Raw genomic sequence first — 18679 nt, 5'->3', positions numbered from 1 at the left:
ATAAAGAGGGTTGTCGGCATCGAACGTTCCCACGCTTTCGCCAGACGGATTCATGAGTCAGGCGGCCGGTGATGTGGCATAGGAAAGGTCGGCATTCGTCCAGTGAATCGGGGAATCGATGGTTGCTTCGAGCTGTTTCGGCGTTTGGCACAAGACCGTTAGAACGACCCTGCTAGCCGGTATGATGCTGGCCATCGGTTTACCGGGGAAGCCGGCCGTCGCCGGGCCTGCGACAGATGGCGGTGCCAGGGAGATCACCGACGCCTTGGGCCGCAATCTCGGCAAGGTCTGGATCGACAAGGGCGTCATCAGCGTGAAGCCTGATGGCGAGGGCTACGATCTCGCACTCGCCATCGGTAGTGCCAAGCTCGGCCTGCCCGGCGATGGGATGACATTCAGCCTGAAGCCTTTCACCCTCCGGCTCACGCCGAAGGGAGAGCGACGCTTTGCCTTCGAACTTCCCAAATCCACACTCGAGCTGACTTACAGGAACCCAGCCTTGTTTTTCAGCGAAGAAGGATCGCGTCGCTTGGTGAACTGTTCCGGCGAAGGCCTGCTCGATCTGGATGCCTTCCTGGTTTCGGAGGGCAATCTTCAATGCGAAAGCAGCACCGCCTCCAACTCCGTCGGTGTCTTTGGAGGGGAGGGCAAGACAGGGCTCATCAGTCTCAAGTTGGCCGGCACGGCGGTGGCGGACGGCAACATCGATGGCCGGATATCCTATGAGGTATCGAGTTTTGTCGAAACCTTCGCCGCCAAGATTGGCGATGCCTTGCCGACGTCGCTGCCGAAACCGGAGATGACCACCAAAGTCGACGGAATTCGTCACGATTTTTCCGTTTCGGGCCTGAGGAAGACTGGATTGACGACAGCCTTTGCTTTTCTATCCGATCGGTTTCTCCGCGGGCCTGGCACTGCAACGCGCGCGGAGATTGAGGCGCTCGCCAAGGGCGTCATGCCGCTTTGGAGCAATGCCTCGCTGAAGTCGCACTACGAGAATCTGAGTTGGGGCACGCCTCGTGGGCCGATCAAGTTCGCCGTCATCGACGCAGCCATGAAGAATGAGGGCCTGGTCGAGCATACCGACCTGGATGGGACCTTAAGTGTTTCCGGCATGCAGGTACCCGGAACCGTGCTACCCAGTTGGGCCGCCATCCTGGTGCCGGAGAAGATCACGCTCGATGCCAGGTTGAAAGATCTCGATCTGGAAAGCCTTGTCGATGGCGCGATCGAGGTGGCTACCAGGGGCGGCTCGCCGGTGCCAGGGGAAATGCATGCTCTTTTGTTGCGTGTCTTCAGCAATAATCGGGCGACACTCGCATTTGATGCGACGGCAACGGCCTCCGACTACGACATCAAGGGGCAGGGGATGACGTCGATGTTCCCCTCGCAAGGAGGGAAGGCTATCATTTCGGCTGCGGGTGTCGATGCCATAGACGCAGTTCTTGCCAAGGCGGCTGTTTCCGATCCCATGTCCCGGCGCGCTGCGTTTGGGGTCGCCTTCCTCAAGGGCCTGGCAAAGACGGGGTCCGATGGCCGGTTGATCTGGAATGTCGAGTTCGAGAGGCAGATGAGCAAGATCACGGTGAACGGCCAGTCCTTTGGGCCCGGGACGCGCCAGTAGCAACGCTGTCTGGTGATTCAAACACATCGCTTGCAGCAAAATTTCACAGGCAGCACGCTTTCACCTGTGGCACAAAGCGTTGGGAGATTTGGCGGAAACGTCAAGAATCGCAAAGACACGCCGAACCAGAGAGCTGGAGCAAAGTAGAGTTTCCGTCCAAATGGCTTTGCTCCAGGGGACGAAATCTTTCACATGGCAGACCGGGTATTTTATGATTTTCCTGAAGAAATCTGAGCGTAAATACGGTGTTCGGAGCCGGGTCATTCTGGCCAGCGTGGCGCTTGTCACGCAGGTCTCCTCACAGGCCCTGGCTGAACCCGCCACCGAGCAAGGCGCCAAGGCGATCCGCGACGAGATCGCCCGCTATCTCGGCCCGAAAGTGTTCGAGAAGGGTATCGTCACGGTCAAACCCAATGGCGAGAGCTATGATCTCACCTATGATGTCAGCAGCAGCAAGCTCGGCCTGCCCGCAGATGGCGCCCAATTCAGCTTCGGCCCGTTTACCGCCCGCCTGATCCCCCAGGGGGGCGGTAAATATGCTTTTGAGCAGAACAGTCCTGCGCTCGATATGGTCTACAAATCGGGCAAGGCCGGACCGCAGAGCGAACTGGTCCAGCGCTTGAAGAATTGTACCGGAAAGGGCGTCTATGATCCCAAGGCCGAGCAATTCACCGAACAGGCCATGCGTTGCGAGTCCGCCGCCCTGACGATGCGTTCGCCGCTCGAGGACATCGACGCCACCGTCGGCAAGATCGATTTCACCATCACCGGCAAAACGGGGGAGGCCGGCACGACGGATCTGAACGTGACGGGCGACCTGCTGGACCTCGTCGAGACGGTTACCGTCAAGGATCCCGCCAATCCGGCGCCGCCGATGGTGCTGCGTGCGGATCGCGTGCACGAGACTTTCGTGGCCAATGGCTCCAGTGGCGCGCAATTCATGCAGGCCCTGGCCTATTTCGCGGCCCGCAAGGTGGGGGACAATGGCAAGGCGGCCCAGGAGCAGGCGCGGGCCAAGCTGAAGGCCGTGCTGCCGCTGTGGAAAACACTGTCCGCGCAGATCCGCTATGACAACATGACGGTGGGGACGCCCAAGGGCATCATCAGGATTGCCACGGTGGATACCAACCTCGCTTCGAACGGTCTGGTGAAGACGGGCAATGTCGGCCTGAATCTGGCCATGAGCGGCCTTGCCCTGCCGGATGGCATGCTGCCCGACTGGGCCAAGTCTCTGGTGCCGGAAAAGGCGACGCTCGATTTCAACCTGACCGGGCTCGATCTCGAGACGATCGCCGGCAAGATGATCGAGGTTGGCACCGACACCAAACCGGCTCAACCGGATGCGCTCAAGGCGGCGCTGATGCCATTGCTTCTGGCGGGCCAGCCCAAGCTCGCTTTCGGCCAGAGCCTGACGGCGCCCGCCTTCGACGTGAAGGGGCAGGGGGAGACGTCGCTGCTGCCAGCGCAGCAGGGCAAGGCGACGGTTTCGGCCTCCAACCTAGATGAGATCGCCGCCGCTCTCGGCAAGGCCGGTGCCTCCGATCCCGGGCCGCAGCGTGCGGCCATGGGCATCGCCTTCCTCAAGGGGCTGGCCAAGACCGGGCCGGACGGCCGGCTGACCTGGGACATCGACTTCGACAGTCTTGCCCGCAAAGTCACGGTGAACGGTCAGTCCTTCGGGCCGGGCGCGCAGAAATAGAGCGCTCCCAAACGGCGGGCAGGATTCCGAGGGCGGCTTTACCGAAAGGCTGCCCTCTTCGCGTCTGGAGCAGCCCGATCAGGCAAGTTCCTTGGCCAGCAAATGGCGGACTTCCGCCACAAGGGCGGATTCGCCGGCCTGGGGCGGCAGGATGGAGAATTCGATGTTCGGCATGGCCGGCAGGCCGAAATCGCCATCGAGAGTGGCCATGCCGGCCGGTATGGCGGAACGGTTGAGGCAGGCCAAGCCCAGGCCGGCGGCGAGCGCCAAATGCAGGCCGGCGACCCCGGCGGCCGAATGGGCGATCTCGTAGTCGATATCGCTTTGGTTGAGCGTGCGGATGATCAGGCGCTGAAGGGAACAGGCCTCGGGAAGCACGACCAGCGGCAGACGCCGGGCCGCATCAAGGGCAAGGGCGGGCGAGGCGATCCAGGACAAGGGCTCGCGGCCGAGCCGGATGCGGCCGTCCTCGTCGGACGCACTGTCGTCGTCGAGAAGGCGCATGGACAGGCCGATGTCGAAGTCGCGGCGGTTTTCGATCATCAGGCTCTGGCGGGTCGCGACATGCAGCTTGAGCTGCGGATAGCGCTCGCGCAGGCGCTTGAGCAGGAGCGTGATCGTCGCCGGGCGGAAATAGTCGGTTATGGCCAGGCGCAGATCGCCGGCGAGCGGCATACCCAGGACATCGCGAAAAGCCTCCTCGCTGAGTGCCAGCAGCCGGCGTGCGTGCACGACCAGGCGTTCGCCGGCGGATGTGAGGCTGGCGCCGAGCTTGCCGCGCACCAGCAAGGTCACGCCGCAATGCTGCTCGAGCTTGCGCATCTGTTCGCTGACAGCCGATTGCGAGCGATGAACCCGTGGCGCTGCTGCCGACAGGCTGCCTGTCTCGGCGATGGCGACGAGGGTCTGCAGGAGATCGAGGTCGAAGGGGCGCATTTATCCATCTGCTTTCCTGATGGATGATATCATATATTCCCGATTTTCCGATTGGAAGCGTGCCGTTATACAATTGCGATCCGCGTTGAAGGAGCCGACGGGCCGTCGGAGTTTCAAATGTCTAGTCTACGATTGTATATGTTCCAGTCCGGCACCCAGCGCTGCAAGCTGCGCCACATCAAGATGAATCAGGGCGAGGGGGAGGATTGCGAGATCCCGGTACCCTGGTTCCTGGTGATGCATCCGAAAGGTGCAGTGCTGATCGACGGTGGCCTGGCGGCGGAGGGCCTTGCCGATCCCAAGGCCTATTGGGGCGGCAGCGTCGAGGTCTTCCGCCCGGTGATGGCACCCGAACAAGGCTGCCTCACCCAGCTTGAAGCGCTCGGCATCCGGCCCGGCGATATCCGCTTCGTGCTGCTTTCGCACCTGCATTCGGATCATACCGGCGCCATCGGGCGCTTTCCCAATGCCACTCACATCGTGCAACGCCGGGAATATGAATATGCCTTCACGCCGGACTGGTTCACGGCGGCGGCCTATGTCCGCCGGGATTTCGACCGGCCGGGTCTTGTCTGGCAGTTCTTGGACGGCGAGGCGACGGATGGCTTCGATCTCTATGGCGATGGCACCATCCGGATCCTGTTCACGCCGGGCCATTCGCCCGGCCATCAATCCGTGATGGTCGATCTTCCGAACAGCGGTCCGTTCCTGCTGGCGATCGATGCCGCCTATACCTGGGACCACTGGAACGAGAAGGCGCTGCCGGGCCTGATGAGTTCGGCCAGCGATGTGGCCCGCACGGTGCGCAAGCTGCGTTTCCTCGCCGATCGGGTGAGCGCGACCGTGGTGCCGGGCCATGATCCCGAAGCCTGGGCCGGCTTCAGGCAGGCGCCCCATTTCTACGATTAACCACCGCTCAGGCCTCCAGCGCCTGGGCGAGATCGGCGATCAGATCCTCGGCATTCTCGATGCCGACACTCAGCCGGATAGTGGCATCGGTCACGCCGAGCTGGGCCCTCAGCTCGGCCGGCACGCCCGAATGGGTGGTCGAGGCGGGATGGCTGGCGAGGGACTCGGTGCCGCCGAGGCTGACAGCGAGCTTGAACACTTTCAGGGCATTGAGCAGCCGGAAGGCCTCGGCCTGGCCGCCCTTGATCTCGATGGAGAAGGTCGAGCCCGCGCCGGTGCATTGCCGCTCGAACACCCGGCGCGCCGGGCTGTCCTCCGGTAGAGCATGCAGGGCATGCACGGCGGTGACGCCGGCATGGGCGGCCAGGAAGTCGGCGACGGCCACGGCATTGCGCGCGGCTGCCTGCATGCGCAGCGACAAGGTTTCGAGCGATCGGCCGAGCATCCAGCAGGTGTGGGGATCGAGCTGGGTGCCGACGGCGCTGCGCAGCGCCCGCACCGGTTTCAACACCGTTTTGCTGCCGATCGCCGCGCCGGCGATGAGGTCGCTGTGGCCGCCGATATATTTGGTGGCCGAATAGACCACGATATCGACGCCATGGCCGAGAGGCCGCTGGAAGAGCGGCCCCAGCAGCGTGTTGTCGCAGATGATCACTGGTCGTGCACCCTGCATGTCGGCAATGCGATCGGCGGCTGCGCCGATGAGGGAGAAGTCGACCAGCGTGTTGATCGGATTGGAGGGCGTCTCGATCAGGATGGTGCTGACCCGGCCTGCCGCCATCGCCTTGTCGGCAGCCTGGTTGATCGAGGCGGCATGAAGGCCGTCCATGAAGCCCGCATGTCCGATGCCGAAATCGGCGAGGGTGCGGGCGAGCAGCGTCTCGGTGCCGCCATAGAGCGGCTGGCTGTGCAGCACGACGTCGCCGGGGCGGGCATAGGCCAGCACGGCCATGGAGATGGCGGCCATGCCCGAGGAGAACAGCAGAGCCGCTTCGCCGCCTTCATAAATGGCGAGGCGATCCTCGACGATCTCGGTGTTGGGGTGGTTGAAGCGCGAATAGACCAGCCCCGCCGCGCTGCCGGCGGGTGGCGTGCGCCGGCCCGAGGTGTAGTCGAAGAAGTCGCGCCCGTCCTCCGCCGATTGGAACACGAAGGTCGAGGTGAGGAATACCGGCGGTTTCACCGAGCCCTCCGAGAGGGCCGGATCGTAGCCATAGCCCAGCATCAAGGTTTCAGGATGCAGGGGATGATTGCCCAGCGTGTGCTTGTGGCTGCGATCGACGGCCATGACCGGCTCCTTTCACGTGCAACCTCGGAAGCGGTGGTGTGGCGCATATGGTGCGGTCGGCCATGACGTCTGTCAAAGGGAAGGAGTCGGTCGCTCGACCGGCCGGCTCCTTCGGAGCCCATGAAGCATGAATGAACCGAAATATTGTCATCCCCTTCCCCTCGCCGCGCTCGGCCGGGAATGACAGCCTGATGATCAGCTAACCGCTCTTTCCGAAGTGCGGCGGGGGCGCCTCATGCCGGCTCAATATTCGACGACGCCGTCGAGCGCATAATGTTTGATGGTCTTCCGGTTGGCGATCAATTCGTCGATGGTGGGCTCGCCGGTCATGGCACGGCGAATGGCGAGCTTGGTCGCCTCATAGTTGGTGCGATAGAGGTCGGCCTTGTCGAGATTGGGATCTGCCGGACAGCGCGGATCGAGCCAGATCGTGATGATGATGCAGATCTTGTCTGTCTGGTCCTTCGGCAGCACGCCCTCGATGACGCAATCGACGATCGCGTCGCCGGTCGCTCCCTGAACGACGCCGCCGAGAAGCTCGACATAGGCGGCATTGTGGATCGTCACCTTTGTCGTCATCATCGTGGCCGGGCGGACGAGCTGGTTGAGGTCGCGCACCACGAACATGCGGGTATGGCCGACCGTCTGGCCGAGCATGGCGGCGAAGCCGTGGCCGACCGGCCCGTCGACGGAGCCGATCAGCACCTCCGGCATGGCGTCCGTGTATTGGCCTTCCTTGGCGAGCACGGTGGCTTCGCCGGTGCGAAAGATGATGTCGGTCAAGTCACTGCTCCTGTTCCAAGCCCATCGGCACGATGAACCCTTTCTGCGGCAGCGGATGATGGGCCGGCGGTCCTCAAAATCGCAAGCCTCGGGGCTTGTGAAAAAAGGACGCATAGTTGACCGGGGGGAGTCGCAAATTTGCCTCAGACCTGCGTTTCGCTGAGCCCTCGCCAGGATTGGTGGTTCCACCGACCCCAAAGCGCCTCAGGCTGGAAGGCCGAGCTCCGCCCGTACCTTTTTCGACAAGCCGCGCGAGACGATGAAATGCGACTGGCGCAGATAGTCGCGCAGTTCCTCGTCGCTCAGGCCGGGCTCGGCGTAGTGCTGGATCCACTTCATGCCGCGCGAAGCGAGATAGGGGGCAGGACGCAGGCCAGGTTGCTCCTTGAGTACCTCATAGGAGATCTCGCTCACCTTGAAGGTGTAGCGCGGCACACCGTCCTGCTGGCCGCCGATGGCGAAAACCTTGCCGCCGACCTTCCAGACATGGGCTCCGCCCCATTGCACCACATGGCTGGTGGCGGGCAGCGCGCCGCAGAAGGCGTTGTACTCTTCGTGTGTCATGTCTCTAGGCGGCGGCCGCCGGCAGCTTGCGGATCGCCACCTTGTTGTCGTGGAAGGCGCCGCCGCCGACCGGCGCGGGCGCGTCGGCTCCCGTCAGGGTGTTGATGCCCTTGCCGTCTTCATAGGCGCTGTTCGGCCAGATCGACTCGGCCACCAGGACGCCGCGGCGCAGGCCCTCGAAGAGCTTGGCATGCAGCCGGACCTTGCCGCGCAGACTTTCGAGTTCGACCTTGTCGCCGTCCTCGATGCCATGGGTGGCGGCATCGTCGGGATGGATCAGCACATCCGGCCGTTCCTCCTTGGCGAGCGAGGTCGGGGTTTCCGTGAAGCTCGAATTGAGAAAGTTGCGCGCCGGGCTGGTGGTCAGGCGGAAGGGGAAGGCATCGTCGGCCAGCTCGATCGCCGTCCAATGGTCGGGGAAGGCGGGCATGTCATGCACGGGCCCGAATTTGGCGGGCGCCGCATAGGGGTTCTTCGGCCAGTCCGCCTTGAAACGGAACTTGCCGTCCGGCCAGCCGAAGCCTTTCAGGAAATGGGCATCCTCGAAGGGCTGCTGCACGTCGAGCCAGCGCTTTTCCTCGAGCTCCGCCAGCGTGCCGCGATTGGAGGCCTGGAGGGTGCGGTCGATCAACTCGCGCGGATCCATGGCGAAGGCGGGATGTTCGGCGCCGACGCGGGCAGCGATGGCGCTGATCACCTCGTGATTGTTGCGGCATTCGCCCGGCGGCTCGATCAGCTTGGGGCCGAGCAGGATGTGCTGCTGCCCGCCGCCCTGGTAGACATCGTCATGTTCGACGAACATGGTCGCCGGCAGGATGATGTCGGCCATGCGCGCTGTATCCGTCATCACCTGCTCATGCACCACGGTGAACAGGTCCTCGCGGGCAAAGCCCTGCTTAACCTTGTCCTGGTCGGGCGCGACCGACATCGGATTGGTGTTCTGGATCAGCAGCATCTTCACCGGGCCGCCGCCGCACAGCGCTTCGGCATCGCCGGTCAGAATGGGACCGATGCGGGACTGGTCGAGCTCGCGCACCTTGGGATCGCGCACGTCCAGGCCCTCGATCAGCGTCTTGCGCCAGCCGAACATGCCCGAATTGGAGTGCAGCGCGCCGCCGCCTTCATGTTGCCAGGCCCCCATCACCACGGGAATGGCGCTGACCGCGTGCATGGAGGCCGCGCCGTTGCGCGAGCGGGCAAAGCCATAGCCGAGGCGGAAGAAGGTCCGGGGCCGCTCGCCCAGCAGCCTGGCCAGGGCCTCGATATCGGCCACCGGCACGCCGGTGATATCCGAAGCCCATTGCGGCGTGCGGCTGGCGAGATGGGCCTCGAATTCGGCCGGATGGTCGGCGAATTTGGCGAGATAGGCCCGATCGGCATGGCCGTCGCGGAACAGCACATGCATGAGGGCGCAGGCCAGCGCCCCGTCCGTGCCGGGCTTGAGGATGATCTTGACGTCCGCCTGCTGCATGGTGGCGTTGTCATAGACGTCGACGGCCACGATCCTGGTGCCGCGCTTCTTGCGGGCGGAGGCGGCGTGGGTCATCACATTGACCTGCGTTACCACGGCATTGGTGCCCCACAGCACGATGCAGTCGGATTGCGCCATCTCGCGTGGGTCGGTGCCGGTCATGCGGCCATGGCCGGCGAGATAGCCCGACCAGGACAGCGAAGTGCAGATGGTGGAGTACTGGCCCGAATAGCGCTTGGCATTGCGCAGACGGTTGATACCGTCGCGCATGACCAGGCCCATGGTGCCGGCATAGTAATAGGGCCAGACGCTTTCGGCTCCGAAATCCCGCTCGGCCGCCAGCATCGCCTCGGCGGTGCGGTCGAGTGCCTCGTCCCAGCTGATGCGCTTATATTGGCCCGATCCCTTCGGCCCGGTACGCATCAGGGGATGGAGCAGACGATCCTTGTGATGCACGCGCTCGGCATAGCGGGCGACCTTGGCGCAGATCACGCCCTTGGTGAAGCTGTTGTCGGCAGCTCCATAGACCCGTCCCATGGTGTTGCGGTCGAGCACCTCGATTTCGAGGGCGCAGGTCGAGGGGCAATCATGCGGGCAGGCGGAGGCTCTGCGGATCGGGCCAAGCGGTTTGTTCATCGGGATCTCGTCATCTGACCGCCGCATCGTAGGGCGAGGGGGGCACAAGAACCAGCCTTACGTGCGGGCATTGCGAGAATTGATCAATCCATTCACGCGGGGAATGGTTCGCATGCGCATCATCAAGCCAAGGTCCGGGCGGCTTCCAGCACCTCGGCGACGTGGTCGGCCACACGCACCTTGGACCAGACGCGAGCGACGATGCCCTTGCCGTCGATCAGCAGCGTGGTGCGTTCGATGCCGAGATAGGTGCGGCCATACATCTGCTTTTCGCCCCAGACGCCATAGGCGTTGAGCATGTCGAGGCTTTCGTCGGAGGCGATAGCCGTGGTCAATCCGTGCTTTGCCACGAATTTCTGCTGCTTGCGCACAGGATCGTGCGAGATGCCGAGCAGGTGTACGCCGGCGGCGGCGAAATCCGCCTTGGCGGCCGAGAACTCCACGGCTTCACGCGTGCAGGCCTGGGTATCTGCCTTGGGATAGAAGAAGATCACGAGTTTATGGCCGCGAAAGTCCTCGAGCCGGACCGTGCCACCATCGGCGAGGGGGAGGGAAAAGGCGGGAGCGACCTCGCCGACCTGCAGGGGATGCATATGCCTTCCTTTCGGCAAAATGGTACGTCACAGCACAATCGTGTATGTTTCGGGACAGGCGCGGTCCAGGCCGTTCTGCATCCGGGCGCCCGTCTTTCGCGACGAGTTGCTTCGATGTGTGTTTGCCCAGCGTATCCGCGGATAAGGCGATCTGGAATTGTCGGCTTATCTCAACAATTTGCATCTTCATCCTACTGCGTCTCCTTAACGGTACGGCAACCTGGGTGAGGCCATCATCTCGCCGGCATTGCCGTGGGGCATGAAGGATTTATCGCAAGGGGCTGGCGAATCGTTGATGGCGAGGGACGCACACAACGCAATGCATGAAGCGACGGCTGCCGCCGATGAGCAGGCGTCCCTGGAGACCGCTGCGGACCAGTTGCCGTACGACTATCCCGCGGAAGAGCCTCCGGCGGATACTTCGCCCCGGCGGCGGCCCGGCAGCGGCCGGGTATTGCTGCGCAGCGCCGTCTCCGTGGCTGCTACGGCGGCGGTGGTGGTCGGGGTTGCCATCGGCATCTTCTACTGGCGGCTCGGCAATGGTCCTCTATCGTTGCCCTTCATCACCCAGACCGTGCACCAAGCCATCGCTGCCAAATTGCCGCCGGGCTATCGCCTCAGCCTGGACGATGTCGCGATCGAGCGGCGCCCGGAAGGGCTGATTGCGATGATCCGCGGTGTGACCGTGAGGGATCATGACGTCGTCATCGCCTCGGCGCCGCGCATCTATGCCGGGTTCGATCTGGCGTCGCTGCTGCTCGGCGACGTCACGGCGCGCTCGATCGTGGTCGAGGGGGCAGCTGCGACCGTGAATGTCAGCATCGACGGCCGGTTCACGCTCCAGGCCGGGGTCGACAGCACGGCCCCGCCTGCGGGGGGAGCCCTGTCGCTTGCGGCGGTTCTGAACGGCTTCGACACCATGATCGCCTCGATCGGCTCCATTGACAGGGTCGAACTGCGTGACGCCGCGCTGGCGGTGCACGACCAGGCGATCGGCCACGACATCGTCCATCGTGGCATCGACCTGACCGTTCGCCGCACCGCCGCGGCCGGTGGCCTGTCGGTGGCTCTCGCCGCAGCGGGAGGCTCCATCAATGCCACCACGGAAGGCGGCGACGGCGAACCGCGCTCGATCGACATCAAGGCCAGCAATATCGGTGTCACCGAACTCGTGGCAGCATTGGCGCCGAGTGTCGAGCAGCCATCGGTCAAGGCCTCCTTCGATGTGCTGGCCCGGGCCAGCATCAACCCCGATGGTTCTGTCGAGATGGCGCAGGTCAACATTGCCAGTGCCGGAGGCAGCTGGAATGTCGAGCCGAAGGAGCCTCCCTTCGTATTCGACGGCGCGCAGATCAGCCTGGACTGGGACAAGACGGCCGGTGTCGTCCAGATCGGCCAGGCGATGGTCAGGTCGGGCGAGGGCGTCCTGGATTTCAAGGGAAAGGTCGTTCCGCCTTCCGATACGACGGGGCCGGTGTGGACTTACGACCTGCAAGCACCGAACGTGCTGCTGGCAAGCCGCCGCGAGCAACGTCCGCCGCTGAAGCTCGACCGCATCGATCTTGCCGGACGTTATGATCCGGCCACCAACCGCCTCAGCCTGGACAAGGGCGAGGTTCTGGGACCGACGGTCGCCATCGATTTCAACGGTGCCGTCGGCTTCGGCGGCAAGACCCCGGCGATCGACCTGACCGCAAAGGCCAAGACCCTGTCGGCGGTGGCCTTGAACCGGGTGTGGCCGGTCTTCTCGGTGCCGGAGGTCAAGATCTGGCTGGAAGACCATATCAAGGCGGGTGTCGTCGATGGAGCGACGCTCAAGCTCGCCATTCCGCAAGGAGCGTTGGCTTCGGTCAATGGCAAGACGCCGCCCCTGCCGGACGAAGCACTTTCAGGCTCGGTGCCGATGTCGAAGGGCATCGTCCAGATCATCGATACGCTGCCGCCGATCAGCGACGTCGAGGGCAGGGTCGATTTCTCCGGGCGCCATCTTAGTGTCAATGTCGACAGCGCGTCGGTCGAGACCGGCGATGCCGGCACCCTCGCGCTTGCGGATGGCACCTATTCGATCAGTGATTTTGCCCAGAAGCCGCCGAACCAGTCCGCGGTTTTCGGGGTGAAGGGCCCGGCGCAGGCCGTGGCCAGGCTGATGACCATGCCGCCGCTGGCCGATGCCGCCAAGGGCTTGGATATCAGGCCCGATGAGGTCAACGGCACTGCCGATCTCAAGGTCAAGCTCGACCTGCCGCTGATCGACCATCCTCGCCCCGAAGACATCAAATATGCGATCACGGGCGGCGTACAGGGAATGTCGATCGACCACGTCGCCGGCAGCAGCCTGCAGAGCGGCACGATGAAGCTCTCGCTCGAGCCGGGGTTGATGCTGCTCACCGGTAAGGGCGTGTTCGATGGCCTGCCCGCCAATTTCGACCTGCGCAAGGCCGAGGGCCAGGAACCGCAGATGGCCCTCAGCGTCATCCTGGACGACGCCACCAGGAAGCGGAAGGGCTTCGATTTCGGCGATGCGCTGACCGGGCCGATCCAGGCCGACATCCATCCGGTCGCCGATCCGCGCGACCCGCGCTACGACGTGGATATCGATCTGGCGGCCGTGCGCATCAAGGACCTTCTGCCGGGCTGGCAGAAGGCGGCCGGCGTTCCGGGGCGGGTCAGCTTCAGTTGGGATCCCGCCGACAAGGGCGGTGGCACGCTCGACAAGCTGACGGTGGAGAGCGGGTCGGTCTCGCTGCGCGGCACGGTGACACTCGGCCCGGACAACAAGCTGCGCAAGGCGATGATGGATGTGATCAGCCTGTCGCCGGGCGATGATTTCCAGGGCGTTTTCGAACCGCTCGGCAGTGGCTGGAAGGTCTTCGTGCGCGGCAACCGGCTCGATGCCCGCCCTCTGCTGTCGATGCTGCAGAAGCGCGCCAAGGGCAGCAGCGCCAGCGCCAGCATCAATGCCGATATCAGGCTCGGCCAGGTGGTCGGCTTCAACGACGAGTCTCTTGCCGATCTCGGCCTGATGCTCGACAGCAAGGGTACGACGATCCGCAAGCTCGATCTCAGCGGCAGGCTGGCCAACGGCCAGGTCACTGCCTCGCTGGGCAATGAGGGGCGCAGCGGCAATTTGGTCACGGTGCAGTCCACCAATGCCGGCGCCGTCATGCGTTTCCTGGATCTCTACACCCGCCTGCGTGGCGGGGCGCTCGGTGCCCGCTTCTCGCCGGTGATCGACAATATGCGCGGCCGCCTGGTGATGCGCAGCTTCTCGGTGGAGAACGAGACGGCCCTGGGGCAATACCGCGACACGCTGAAGAACGCCGGCAAGCTGTCTTCCTACGCCCCCGGCAGCGGCGACTCAGCCCAGTTCACCAGGCTCGAACTCGCCTTCACCCGAACGGCCTCGCGGATCGGCATCCTGGATTCCGTGGTCTGGGGACCGGATGTCGGCGTCAGCCTCTCGGGCGATCTCGACTATGGCACGGACAGGGTCAACCTCACCGGCACCTTCGTGCCCGCTTACGCCCTGAACAACATCTTCTCCAAGATCCCTCTCATCGGAGGACTGCTCAGCGGCGGCCAATATGGCGGCCTGTTCGCCATCAACTTCAAGGTATCGGGACGGGTCAACGCGCCAGTGCTCACGGTCAATCCCCTCTCGGCTATCGCGCCCGGCTTCCTGCGCAAGATCTTCGAGTTTCAGAAACAGACCAATTGAGGAGAACCCGGCTTCACGCTGACCTTGTGGGTTCAGCCGCGCCGAAAGGGCAACTGAACCAGCAGGGTCAGGAAGGCGAAGACCAGGCTGACCACCACGCCGGACGAGAGCATGGCCAATTTCGTTGCCGGCATGATGACCGCCGTGACCACGGCAAGGCCGCAGGCACCGCCGACCTGTAGCGAGCTGTTGAGGAGGCCGGCGGCGACGCCCTGTTCCTCGTCGGCGACGCCGCTGGTGCCGGCCACCATCAAGGCCGAGATGCTGAGGGCAAAGCCGAGGCCCCAGAGCAGCGAGACCGGCAGCAACAGGGTCCACAGGTCCGGCTCGGGGCCGAGGCGAAGCGCCAGCAGATAACAGGGCACGAAGGCGGCGAGGCCGACGACCAGGATGCGCGCGACCCCGAACCTGTCCATCAAGCCGCCGAGTTTGGGACCGATCGCAACCACCATCAACCCTGCCGGCAACAGCACCAGCGCCATCTGCCAGGGTTGCCAGCCGAGGAGGTTCTGCAGGTAAAGGCCGAGCAGGAACTGGAAGCCCATGGCGCCGCCATAGAGCAGGGCGGCGCTCGCGTTCGCGGCCACCAGCCTGCGATTGCGGAACAGGCCAAGGCGGATCAAGGGCGCCTCGACACGGCTCTCGATGGCGGCGAAGGCAGCCAGCAGCAGAGCCGAGACAGCGAGGCCACCGACGGTCCATGGCGACAGCCAACCGATTTCGGCGGCGAAGACGAGTGCGAAGACCAGGGTCAACATGCCGCTGACCAAGGTCAGCGTGCCGCCGAGGTCGAGCCGTATCGGCCGGTCGGAGCGCGGATCGGCGGGTACATAGCGCAGCGCTGCCCACAGGATCAGCAGAGCGATCGGCACCGGCAGGATGAATATGGCCCGCCAGTTCAGCGTGGCGAGCAGGCCGCCGATCAACAGGCCGGAGGAATAGCCGGAGGCCTCGAAGACGTTGAAGATGCCGAACGCCTTGTTGCGCTGGGGACCTTCGGGAAAGGTGGTTGTCAGCAGCGACATCGCCGCCGGTGCGGTGAAGGCTGCCGCCACGCCCTTGATGAAGCGCGACGCGATCAGCAGGACGGGATTGCTGGTGAGGGCTCCGAACACAGAGACGAGGATGAACACGGCCATGGCGGCGACCAGCATGCGACGCCGGCCGAACAGATCGGCACAGCGTCCCCCCAGGAGCAGGAAGCTGCCGAAAGCCAGGATATAGGCGCTAGCCAGCCATTGCGCTGTCGCGGCGCTCAAGCCGAATTCCCGCTGGATCTGCGGTATCGCCACCACGATCATGGAGACGTCGAGGCCATCGAGCAGGATGACTCCGCTGGAGACGAGGAGGACGATCCACAGGCGGGCCGGCCAGCGAAACGCTGTGCCTGGACCTGACGGGGAGGCGCGCGCGAGATCATCCGGGCTGGCCTCGCGGGGGGCGGTGTTGACGGGCATGAGGTCACTCCGAAACGGAGCACGAAAGCGGGTCATCGCCCAGCTCCAGGCTCCCTGATTATCAAGTCTGACTGTCATGCTCGATTGATAAGAGATTGAAAAACGAGTAATTCTCGATAGAACATCAAAATTGGCTTGAAAGTCGATGAAGCGTACGATGCCAGGGACCCGGGCCCTGAAGATCTTCGAGGCGGCCGGCCGGCATCTCAACTTCACCCGTGCGGCCGAGGAGGTCGGCCTGACGCCGGCCGCCGTCAGCTATCAGATCAAGGAGATCGAGGATCAGCTTGGTATCGTGCTCTTTGCGCGGACCAGCCGCAGCATCCGGCTCACACCTGCGGGAGGCGTATTGTTCGAGGCGGTGGGCGAGGCGCTGGATGGTCTACAGCGCGCCGTCAGCCGGGCCAGCAGGTCGCAGCGCGCCTTGGGGCAGCTCTGCGTGTCGCTCGGCGCGCGTTTCGCCACCAACTGGATGCTGCCGAGGCTCTCAGCCTTCCAGGTGGCCCATCCTCGGCTGAAGCTGCGCTTCGACATCACCGACGAGATCCGCGATTTCGAGGTCGACGATATCGACCTGGCCATCCGTTTCGGCGACGGAAACTTTGACGGGCTGAATTCGGTGCGGCTGTTCGATACGGTCATGGTGGCGGTCTGCAGCCCGCGATTGCTCGAGGCCGGCCAGCATTTTACGATGCCGGCTGATCTGATCGGTCATACTTTATGCTATCGCGATTGGCGCCGGGGCGATCTGACCTGGCCGGATTGGCGCATGTGGATGCAGGCTGCCGGTGTCGACACGTTCGACGATAGCGCCTGCGTCGCCTTTGCCGATACCAGCCATGTCGTACAGGCCGTGATCGATAGCGGGGCAATCGGCCTGGCCGATCTTGCCATGATCGCCAATGATATTGCCGAGGGGCGACTGGTGCGCCTATTCAACATCGAGGTCCCGGTGGCAGGGGACCAGACCTATCATCTCGTCTATCCGCACGACCGCAGCGAAGACCCGGCCATCCTGGCCTTTCGAGACTGGATGCTCGCGGCGATCGAAGCGCAGCAGCAGGGCAGCGGTTAAGCAAAACCGGCGAGCGCGTGATGTCCGTTTCAGAAACGATAGCGTAGCAGCCGCCCGATGCGGCCGAGTGCGGGAATGGCCCTGAAGAAGGGAATGACAAGGCGAGCGGACAGGGACATTCTGGCGATCTGGGCGGCATGATAGCCCTGCCGACCGTAGGAGAGCAGTTCCTGCATCAGCTTGAGGCGCGGCACTTGGCGTTCGATCTCATGGGCGTCGTCAAGGCTCCAATGCACCTGCGCACCGGTGACGCGAACCGAATGCTGTTTGCGGATCAGGCGCAGGCCAAGACGATTATAGGCATCGAAGGCGATTTCGCCGCTGGGGAAGTGTCCAGCCAGCCGGGCGAGCAGCGGGATGGCTTCATCGGTCTGCAGATAGGGGAACATGCCTTCGGCGATGATCAGCGCCGGGCGGCCCTCGGGCATGATCGTTGCGAGCCAGGCGGGATCGGTGACGGATGTGCCGATCAATTGGTAACCTGCGCGCTCGGGATAGAGCCGGCGCCGGAGCTCGATGACTTCGGGATAGTCGACATCGAACCAGCGCACGCCGGCGGGTGGATCGATACGGAAAACCCGGGAGTCCAGGCCACAACCCAGATGCAGCACGATCGCCTCGGGGTGGAAAGCGAGGAAGGCGCGGGCCCAGTTGTCGAGGATGTGGGCCCGCATCGCCAGACCGATCATGAGATCGCGGTTGATGCCGAGGCGCGAGAAATCGTAGTCGATCCGATCGAGCGCCGAAGCCGCGAAACGGTCCTGCAGGAGCGAGTCGGGCAGACGGCTTTCCTCGCCCTTGGCGTAGAGGGTGATGAGAAGGGTTGCCTTCTCTTGGCTCAGAGAAACCTTTTCCATGGCCCGCGCACGCTATGAGAGAGCCGGTAAAGCCGCTTGCGGGCTATCCGAGCACCAGCGCATGGCATCAATGCCGCGAGAGGCGTCTGGCATTGGCCCGGACCCGTCGCTGGGCCGGCCGGGCTGCCGCGACGGCGACGGAGATCAGGCCGGAGGCCAGATCATGCGCATCGGCTTTGCCGAAGACGGCACGCAGGCCCAGTTGAGCCATTTCGTCGGTTGCCGCAACCGCTCCCTCCGCAAGCGCCTCGAATTTCTCGGTCACCATGCGGCTGGCTTCGATCAGATTGTCTGGATGGGGCCAGAATGGCAGCGTCGCCAGTATGGGCATACGATGGCCGATGGTTACGGCACTGGCTTGGCTGGTTTCGAAGGCCGAAGACATGGCCCGAATGAACATCACCTGGAATGAGAGCATGCAGCCTCCGATTCCCGGTCAGTTTGGGCCGATATGTCGCCGAGGGCAAGCGCGATGGTTGCGGGCCATCGCTGCGCGAGGGCGATCGAGGCTTCTCGTCGCGTGGCCTTTGCTATCCCAGCCGCCGCCAGGGCTTGAGCTTGTCGGGCTTCGTTCCGTCGCCGCCGGTCGGCTGATAGCGCGTGTGCGAGATCGGTACCTTGCCGGCTTCCAGCGCGGCGATCGTCGGCGCGTTGCTGATGTCGAGAGCGTCGAAACCGCAGCGGATCATATAGGCGATACGGTCGAACAGGATGTCGCCGACGGCCCTGAGCTCACCGGCGAAGCCGTAGCGTTCCCGGGCAATGCGCGCCAGCGAGAAGGCGCGGCCGTCGCCGAATTTGGGGAAGGCGAGGGCCAGCAGCGGCAGGCTCGGCAGCGCGTCAGCCAGCAGCTCGATATCGTCGGCCGGCTGCAGCACCACCCCGACCGGTGCATTGCGGGCGGCGAGACTGTTCTTCTCGGCCAGGAAGCGTTTCAGCGAGACGATGACAGCACCGTCCGGCAGCGTGTCCTCGTCGCCGGCCAGCTTGTAGATGTCTGCCTCGAAACGGCCATTCTTCCAGAGGGGCACAGGTCTCTCCTAGATCCCCGCGCAAAGCGCAGGCTTTT

15 protein-coding genes are annotated in these 18679 nt (G+C 63.9%); 5 read left to right on the top strand and 10 right to left on the bottom strand.

The window, feature by feature from the left end; translation table 11 throughout:
- Positions 1-181 precede the first annotated feature (181 nt).
- Entirely contained in the window at positions 182-1624 is a 1443-nt protein-coding gene (locus ACIGJE_RS20275) for a hypothetical protein (RefSeq protein ID WP_483678615.1), read from the top strand.
- A gap of 211 nt (positions 1625-1835) precedes the next feature.
- Positions 1836-3323 carry a hypothetical protein gene (locus tag ACIGJE_RS20270; protein ID WP_483678614.1) on the top strand — a complete coding sequence of 496 codons (1488 nt, stop codon included), beginning with the start codon at positions 1836-1838 and terminating at the stop codon, positions 3321-3323.
- A 78-nt stretch (positions 3324-3401) separates the two neighbouring features.
- Here ACIGJE_RS20270 and ACIGJE_RS20265 read toward each other — a convergent pair whose 3' ends face one another.
- Entirely contained in the window at positions 3402-4259 is an 858-nt protein-coding gene (locus ACIGJE_RS20265; protein ID WP_483678613.1) for a LysR family transcriptional regulator, read from the bottom strand.
- A 117-nt stretch (positions 4260-4376) separates the two neighbouring features.
- Between ACIGJE_RS20265 and attM the strand changes: the two genes are divergently transcribed.
- Positions 4377-5168, top strand: a complete 792-nt coding sequence (gene attM / locus ACIGJE_RS20260; RefSeq protein ID WP_483678612.1) for an AttM family quorum-quenching N-acyl homoserine lactonase — start codon at positions 4377-4379, stop codon at positions 5166-5168.
- Between the two features lie 7 nt (positions 5169-5175).
- Here the strand turns inward: attM and ACIGJE_RS20255 are convergent, their stop codons facing one another.
- From ACIGJE_RS20255 to ACIGJE_RS20235, 5 genes are all read right to left on the bottom strand, one after another.
- Positions 5176-6456: a cystathionine gamma-synthase family protein gene (locus ACIGJE_RS20255; RefSeq protein WP_483678610.1), complete on the bottom strand. Its 1281-nt coding sequence runs from the start codon at positions 6454-6456 to the stop codon at positions 5176-5178.
- A 243-nt stretch (positions 6457-6699) separates the two neighbouring features.
- Positions 6700-7239: a formaldehyde-activating enzyme gene (gene fae, locus ACIGJE_RS20250; protein WP_068289909.1), complete on the bottom strand. Its 540-nt coding sequence runs from the start codon at positions 7237-7239 to the stop codon at positions 6700-6702.
- A 204-nt stretch (positions 7240-7443) separates the two neighbouring features.
- Positions 7444-7803 carry an MmcQ/YjbR family DNA-binding protein gene (locus tag ACIGJE_RS20245; RefSeq protein WP_367623140.1) on the bottom strand — a complete coding sequence of 120 codons (360 nt, stop codon included), beginning with the start codon at positions 7801-7803 and terminating at the stop codon, positions 7444-7446.
- Between the two features lie 4 nt (positions 7804-7807).
- Positions 7808-9910, bottom strand: coding sequence for a molybdopterin-containing oxidoreductase family protein (locus ACIGJE_RS20240; RefSeq protein WP_367623139.1), 2103 nt, complete (start codon positions 9908-9910; stop codon positions 7808-7810).
- Positions 9911-10032: 122 nt separating this feature from the next.
- Positions 10033-10503 carry a peroxiredoxin gene (locus ACIGJE_RS20235; protein ID WP_311935333.1) on the bottom strand — a complete coding sequence of 157 codons (471 nt, stop codon included), beginning with the start codon at positions 10501-10503 and terminating at the stop codon, positions 10033-10035.
- Between the two features lie 319 nt (positions 10504-10822).
- Between ACIGJE_RS20235 and ACIGJE_RS20230 the strand changes: the two genes are divergently transcribed.
- Positions 10823-14221: a YhdP family protein gene (locus ACIGJE_RS20230; protein ID WP_311935330.1), complete on the top strand. Its 3399-nt coding sequence runs from the start codon at positions 10823-10825 to the stop codon at positions 14219-14221.
- Positions 14222-14253: 32 nt separating this feature from the next.
- Here ACIGJE_RS20230 and ACIGJE_RS20225 read toward each other — a convergent pair whose 3' ends face one another.
- Positions 14254-15678 (bottom strand): MFS transporter, encoded by a 1425-nt coding sequence (locus ACIGJE_RS20225; RefSeq protein WP_483678606.1) that lies wholly within the window; start codon positions 15676-15678, stop codon positions 14254-14256.
- Between the two features lie 157 nt (positions 15679-15835).
- Here ACIGJE_RS20225 and ACIGJE_RS20220 point away from each other — a divergent pair, with 157 nt between their 5' ends.
- Complete coding sequence (locus ACIGJE_RS20220; protein WP_483678605.1) at positions 15836-16753, top strand: LysR substrate-binding domain-containing protein; 918 nt, start codon at positions 15836-15838, stop codon at positions 16751-16753.
- A gap of 29 nt (positions 16754-16782) precedes the next feature.
- On the opposite strand, the gene ACIGJE_RS20215 is transcribed toward ACIGJE_RS20220, so the two are convergent.
- The 3 genes from ACIGJE_RS20215 to ACIGJE_RS20205 all read right to left on the bottom strand — a co-directional run bounded on the left by ACIGJE_RS20215 (position 16783) and on the right by ACIGJE_RS20205 (position 18641).
- Positions 16783-17610, bottom strand: a complete 828-nt coding sequence (locus ACIGJE_RS20215; protein WP_483678604.1) for a class I SAM-dependent methyltransferase — start codon at positions 17608-17610, stop codon at positions 16783-16785.
- Positions 17611-17677: 67 nt separating this feature from the next.
- Positions 17678-18028 carry a hypothetical protein gene (locus ACIGJE_RS20210; protein WP_311935319.1) on the bottom strand — a complete coding sequence of 117 codons (351 nt, stop codon included), beginning with the start codon at positions 18026-18028 and terminating at the stop codon, positions 17678-17680.
- Between the two features lie 112 nt (positions 18029-18140).
- Positions 18141-18641, bottom strand: a complete 501-nt coding sequence (locus tag ACIGJE_RS20205) for a DUF934 domain-containing protein (RefSeq protein ID WP_483678602.1) — start codon at positions 18639-18641, stop codon at positions 18141-18143.
- Between the last annotated feature and the right edge of the window lie 38 nt (positions 18642-18679).

Source organism: Labrys sp. E2SS-1L (genome assembly GCF_057073705.1).
The sequence above is the reverse complement of the archived record's forward strand: the minus strand, read 5'-3'. Positions and strand labels throughout refer to the sequence as shown.

Bases quoted from the DNA above. Each gene is read 5' to 3' on its own strand.
- ACIGJE_RS20275 (WP_483678615.1), top strand. From the start codon at position 182: ATGATGCTGGCCATCGGTTTACCGGGGAAGCCGGCCGTCGCCGGGCCT.
- ACIGJE_RS20270 (WP_483678614.1), top strand. From the start codon at position 1,836: ATGATTTTCCTGAAGAAATCTGAGCGTAAATACGGTGTTCGGAGCCGG.
- ACIGJE_RS20265 (WP_483678613.1), bottom strand. From the start codon at position 4,259: ATGCGCCCCTTCGACCTCGATCTCCTGCAGACCCTCGTCGCCATCGCC.
- attM (WP_483678612.1), top strand. From the start codon at position 4,377: ATGTCTAGTCTACGATTGTATATGTTCCAGTCCGGCACCCAGCGCTGC.
- ACIGJE_RS20255 (WP_483678610.1), bottom strand. From the start codon at position 6,456: ATGGCCGTCGATCGCAGCCACAAGCACACGCTGGGCAATCATCCCCTG.
- ACIGJE_RS20245 (WP_367623140.1), bottom strand. From the start codon at position 7,803: ATGACACACGAAGAGTACAACGCCTTCTGCGGCGCGCTGCCCGCCACC.
- ACIGJE_RS20240 (WP_367623139.1), bottom strand. From the start codon at position 9,910: ATGAACAAACCGCTTGGCCCGATCCGCAGAGCCTCCGCCTGCCCGCAT.
- ACIGJE_RS20235 (WP_311935333.1), bottom strand. From the start codon at position 10,503: ATGCATCCCCTGCAGGTCGGCGAGGTCGCTCCCGCCTTTTCCCTCCCC.
- ACIGJE_RS20230 (WP_311935330.1), top strand. From the start codon at position 10,823: ATGCATGAAGCGACGGCTGCCGCCGATGAGCAGGCGTCCCTGGAGACC.
- ACIGJE_RS20225 (WP_483678606.1), bottom strand. From the start codon at position 15,678: ATGCCCGTCAACACCGCCCCCCGCGAGGCCAGCCCGGATGATCTCGCG.
- ACIGJE_RS20220 (WP_483678605.1), top strand. From the start codon at position 15,836: ATGCCAGGGACCCGGGCCCTGAAGATCTTCGAGGCGGCCGGCCGGCAT.
- ACIGJE_RS20215 (WP_483678604.1), bottom strand. From the start codon at position 17,610: ATGGAAAAGGTTTCTCTGAGCCAAGAGAAGGCAACCCTTCTCATCACC.
- ACIGJE_RS20210 (WP_311935319.1), bottom strand. From the start codon at position 18,028: ATGCTCTCATTCCAGGTGATGTTCATTCGGGCCATGTCTTCGGCCTTC.